Origin of the sequence: Mesorhizobium sp. M7D.F.Ca.US.004.03.1.1, from assembly GCF_003998635.1 — a bacterium.
GTDB classification, from domain to species: domain Bacteria; phylum Pseudomonadota; class Alphaproteobacteria; order Rhizobiales; family Rhizobiaceae; genus Mesorhizobium; species Mesorhizobium loti.
The window spans coordinates 1-4,599 of the sequence record NZ_RZQG01000480.1; the positions used below are offsets into that span (position 1 = coordinate 1).

The window sequence follows — 4,599 nt, forward strand, 5'->3', positions numbered from 1 at the left end:
ACGCCGCTGCCTTCGGCAGCCACCGCACCGGCCAGCCACGCGTTCTTTTTCGTACCACCTGCAAAGTCGCGCGGCGTGTGGCATTCGCCGCAATGGCCCGGCCCTTCGACCAGATAGCGGCCGGCCATCACCGGATCAGGCGTGCCATCAGGGAATGGAACGACCGGCTGGTCGCTGAGATAGAGCAATTTCCACAGGCCGATGCCGCGACGAATGTTGAAGGGAAAACCGAGCGAATTGGCCGGGGCCTTGCCGGCGACCGCCGGCAGCGTCTTCAGGAAGGCGTAGAGATCGGCAATGTCGGCCGGCTTCATGCGCGCGTAGGACGCATAGGGAAACGCCGGATAGAGATGCTCGCCCGAGGGCGATACGCCCTTCAGCATGGCGTTGGCTAGGTCCTCGGTCGACCAGGCGCCGATGCCGTCCTTGGGATCTTGCGAGATGTTGGGCGGGACGAAGGTGCCGAACGGCGTCTTGAGCTCGAGCCCACCCACGAGTTGAAGCCGCGCATCGCCCTGCGAGCCCGGCTTTGCGTGGCAGGAAGTGCAGCCGCCGGCATAGAAGATGCGCTTGCCCCTGGCCGGGTCGCCAGGGCCGAGCTTGGCCAGGGTCTCACTGTCGAGCCTCACCGGCGCCGACAACACCCACCCGGCAACCGCGCCGACGCCGCCCAGAATGACGAGGGCGCCGACGAGTTTTTTCAGCCAGGGCATCGCCCGCTATCAGCCCTTTTTCACTCGATAGGTCTGGTGGCAGGTGCCGCAATTGGAAGCAATCGCGCCAAACTGCGTCTTCAACGTATCGACATCGGCGGGAGCGGCGGCGGTGGCTGCCTTGATGTCGGCGAGATATTTGTCCTCGACGGCCTTGAAGCCGGCCATGTCTTCCCAAATCTTGGGCGCCGCTGTCGTGTCGCCTGTATCGCTGCCTGACGGGAACAGCGCATCGGCATCGAATTTCTCGGCATTCGCCTGCAATGCCTGCAGCTGCGTCAACACGGCAGCGGCATCAAAAGGCTCCTCATCCTTGACCACTTTCGAAATGCCGCCAACGATCTTTCCACGTTCCTTCATCAGTGCCTGCCGATCGAGGATCGGATCGGCAAAGGCCGCCGAGGCGGCGAGTGCAAGCATAGAGATGGCGATAACAAGCTTTCTCATTCAATTGGCTCCGTGATGAAGGCATTTCGGGACAGGACGTTAACGGATGCTACAGGGGGAAAATTCCCTTCCCCCGGATGATTTTTTCCAGACTTTTGCTGTTACGGGAACCTCGACGCAGAAAAAGAAAAGCCCCGGGAATGCCGGGGCTTTCTACGATCGATCACTTCGCCTTTTCGTACAATTCCAGCACGTGATCCCAATTGATCAGGCTGTCGACGAACGCCTCGAGATATTTCGGCCGGGCGTTGCGATAGTCGATGTAATAGGAGTGCTCCCAGACATCGACGCCGAGGATTGGCGACGCGCCATGAACGAGCGGGTTTTCGCCATTCGGCGTCTTCGAGATCGCCAGCTTGCCATCCTTGACTGAAACCCAGGCCCAGCCGGAGCCGAATTGTGTCGTGCCGGCGGCAATGAAGTCGGCCTTGAACTTGTCGTAGCCACCGAGATCGCTGTCGACCGCCTTCTGCAGGGCGCCCGGCAGCTTGTTGCCGCCGCCGCCCTTCTTCATCCACTTCCAGAAATGGATGTGGTTGTAGTGCTGGGCGGCATTGTTGAAGAGGCCGGCATTCTTGCCGAACGACTGCTTGACCACCTCTTCGACCGACAGGTCGCCCATGCCGGCTTCGGCGGCGAGCTTGTTGCCGTTGTCGACATACGCCTTGTGGTGCTTGTCGTGGTGATATTCCAGCGTCTCTTTCGACATGTAGGGCTGCAAGGCCTCATAGTCGTAAGGCAGAGCGGGCAATTCAAAAGCCATGGATGGTACTCCCTCGTGGAAAAATCCGGTGTCGATACCGGACTAAGATAGGTCTGGAATGGGTTGGGACAACTCCGGGATGAAGCGTCGATCGCCTTTTTATCCGCTCAAGCGGCGGAAGTCGAATGCGCCCAATCCCAATAGAGTTCGCGCGCCTTCTTGGCCACCGGCCCGGGTTGCAGGTTGCGGTCTTCGATACGGGTGATCGGCACCACCTTGGAATGGTTTCCGGTCGAAAAGATTTCGTCCGCTTCAAGGAAATCGCGCACCGACAGCGTTTTTTCCGTGGTCTTGAAGCCGTACTCGCCAAGCAGCGTTATGGTGCGCGAGCGGGTGATGCCGGACAGGAAGGTGCCGTTCGGCGCCGGTGTAAAGACATGACCGTCCTTGACCAGGAAGATGTTCGAGGTTCCGGTCTCGGCGACGTTGCCCAGCATGTCGAGCACCATTGCATTGTCGAAGCCGCGCATCTTGGCTTCGAGAATGGCACGGCCGTTGTTAGGATAGAGGCAGCCGGCCTTGGCGTTGGTCGGCATGGTTTCGATGGTCGGGCGCCGGAACGGCGATACGGTCACCGAAAAGCCGGTCGGCGGGATCATCGGCGATTCGTAGAGGCAAAGGCAGAAGCGGGTCGATGCGGGATCGGCCGGCACGCCCATATAGCCGCCATGCTCGGCCCAGTACATCGGCCTGATGTAGACAGCAGTCTTGCCGTCGAACTTCTTCAACCCATCCCACGTCAGCCCGACGATCTTGTCGGCGGTCATCGACGGCTTGAGGCCGAGCGCAATCGCCGAGGAATTCACCCTGGCGGCGTGGAGCTCGAGGTCGGGGGCGACGCCTTCGAACCAGCGGCCGCCGTCGAACACGCTGGTGCCGAGCCACATGGCGTGGCTGCGCGGCCCCAGAATGGCGACATTGCCCTCGTGCCAATCACCATCGACGAAAGTCCATGTCGCGGATTGCGCCGCAGCAGCCAGTGTCATCGTGTTGTCCCGTCTCAATTGATTGGTCTCGTCAAGAGCCATTGGAAGATGCTTTGGTGCACGGCGTCAACCAGCATCAGGGAGTTTTGTTGAGGCCAGCGCCGGGGCGCGATGCAATCAAAGCTTGCACCTTGTCGCGCCTGCCCTCAAAACTGTTGTCATGCAATACTCCGCCTATGTTTTCGACGCCTATGGCACGCTGTTCGACGTACATGCCGCCGTGCGCCGCCATGCCGACCGGATCGGGCCGGACGGCCAATTGTTGTCCGAGATCTGGCGCGCCAAGCAGCTCGAATATTCCTGGGTGCGCACGCTGATGGGCGCCTATGCCGATTTCTGGCAGCTGACCGAACAGGCGCTCGATTTCGCCTTGCGCAAGGTTCCTTCGGCCGACCCCGGCCTCAGGGCGACATTGCTGGATGCCTACTGGCGGCTGGATTGCTATCCGGAAGTACCGGCCGTGCTCAAGGCGCTCAAGGCTTCGGGAGCGAGACTGGCGATCCTGTCCAACGGCTCGCCCGAAATGCTGCAGGCAGCGGTCAAATCCGCCGCGCTCGACCAGGTTCTGGACGATATCTATTCGGTCGATACGGTGCGGCGCTTCAAGACCGATCCGGCGGTCTACGACATGGTCGCCACCGGCTGGCGCCTCTACCCCGGCGCCGTATCCTTCCAGTCCTCCAATCGCTGGGACATTGCAGGCGCCACCAAATTCGGCTTCCGCACGGTGTGGATCAACCGTTCCAACCAGCCCGAAGAATACCGGGACTTCCCGCCGGCCCTGATCCTGCCATCGCTCGAAGCTTTGGTGCCGGGTAGCTAAGACCTGTGGCCCTGGCGCCACAGTGGCGGCGCAGTCACAGCTTCGCCTTTGTTTGTCCACCTTCAGGCCAGAATCGGAACCGCCTATCGCCCCAGGTGTTGTCAGGCACCCGCGCAACGGTCGGCGAATTCATGCTTTGTTGCGATTTGAGACCTAAAGAAGGCAACCATGTCCAAAACCGAAATCGAAACTTTTCGCCTGAGCCGTCGCGGCTTTCTCAACGCCGCAGCCCTGGGCGCCGCTTCGGTCGCGGTTTCCGCATGCGCCACCACCGGGCCGGGGCCGGTCGAGCCGCCGCCGCCAACCTATGTCGAGCCGACCCTGCCCGACTATGCGACGATGTACGCGGCCGTCAGCGATGGCGGTTTCGACCTTCCGGCCATACCGTTCGACAAAATCGATCCGCAGTTTCTGCGCCAGATCGTTCCCGATCCGACGGGGCAGAAGCCCGGCACCATCATCGTCGACACGACAGGACACCATCTCTATCTGGTGCGCCCGGGCGGCCAGGCGATCCGTTACGGTGTCGGTCTCGGCCGCGCTGGCTTCGAATGGTCCGGCGACGCCGTGGTCCAGTGGAAGCAGAAGTGGCCGAAGTGGACGCCGCCGGATGAAATGATCGCCCGGCAGCCGGAATTGAAGCCATACAGCGCCGACAATGGCGGCATGCCCGGCGGCTTGAAGAACCCGCTCGGTGCGCGTGCGCTCTATCTTTTCCAGGGCAACGTCGACACGCTCTACCGCCTGCACGGCTCGCCGGAATGGAAGTCGATCGGAAAGTCGGTCTCGTCAGGCTGCGTGCGCCTGATGAATCAGGACATTATCGACCTTTATGACCGCGTGCCCTCGAAGACGCCGGTCATCGTG

General features: G+C 61.3%; 6 protein-coding genes. 2 read left to right on the forward strand and 4 right to left on the reverse strand.

The window, feature by feature from the left end; translation table 11 throughout:
* From EN935_RS23280 to EN935_RS23295, 4 genes are all read right to left on the reverse strand, one after another.
* The coding region (locus EN935_RS23280; RefSeq protein ID WP_127373646.1) for a cytochrome c at positions 1 to 713 on the reverse strand (713 nt) is incomplete at its 3' end.
* 9 nt (positions 714 to 722) lie between these two features.
* Positions 723 to 1,160, reverse strand: a complete 438-nt coding sequence (locus tag EN935_RS23285) for a cytochrome c (RefSeq protein WP_109662493.1) — start codon at positions 1,158 to 1,160, stop codon at positions 723 to 725.
* A gap of 163 nt (positions 1,161 to 1,323) precedes the next feature.
* Positions 1,324 to 1,923 carry a superoxide dismutase gene (locus EN935_RS23290; RefSeq protein ID WP_027053553.1) on the reverse strand — a complete coding sequence of 200 codons (600 nt, stop codon included), beginning with the start codon at positions 1,921 to 1,923 and terminating at the stop codon, positions 1,324 to 1,326.
* Positions 1,924 to 2,030: 107 nt separating this feature from the next.
* Positions 2,031 to 2,909 carry a branched-chain amino acid aminotransferase gene (locus tag EN935_RS23295; protein ID WP_056580708.1) on the reverse strand — a complete coding sequence of 293 codons (879 nt, stop codon included), beginning with the start codon at positions 2,907 to 2,909 and terminating at the stop codon, positions 2,031 to 2,033.
* 160 nt (positions 2,910 to 3,069) lie between these two features.
* On the opposite strand from EN935_RS23295, the gene EN935_RS23300 reads away from it, so the two are divergent.
* Both EN935_RS23300 and EN935_RS23305 read left to right on the forward strand, forming a co-directional pair.
* Positions 3,070 to 3,732 (forward strand): haloacid dehalogenase type II, encoded by a 663-nt coding sequence (locus EN935_RS23300; RefSeq protein WP_109663320.1) that lies wholly within the window; start codon positions 3,070 to 3,072, stop codon positions 3,730 to 3,732.
* Positions 3,733 to 3,900: 168 nt separating this feature from the next.
* Positions 3,901 to 4,599: L,D-transpeptidase (locus EN935_RS23305; RefSeq protein WP_164771283.1), on the forward strand; the 699-nt coding region annotated here is incomplete at its 3' end.

Excerpts from the sequence above, each read along its gene's own strand:
- EN935_RS23285 (WP_109662493.1), bottom strand. The coding sequence starts at position 1,160 with ATGAGAAAGCTTGTTATCGCCATCTCTATGCTTGCACTCGCCGCCTCG.
- EN935_RS23290 (WP_027053553.1), bottom strand. The coding sequence starts at position 1,923 with ATGGCTTTTGAATTGCCCGCTCTGCCTTACGACTATGAGGCCTTGCAG.
- EN935_RS23295 (WP_056580708.1), bottom strand. The coding sequence starts at position 2,909 with ATGACACTGGCTGCTGCGGCGCAATCCGCGACATGGACTTTCGTCGAT.
- EN935_RS23300 (WP_109663320.1), top strand. The coding sequence starts at position 3,070 with ATGCAATACTCCGCCTATGTTTTCGACGCCTATGGCACGCTGTTCGAC.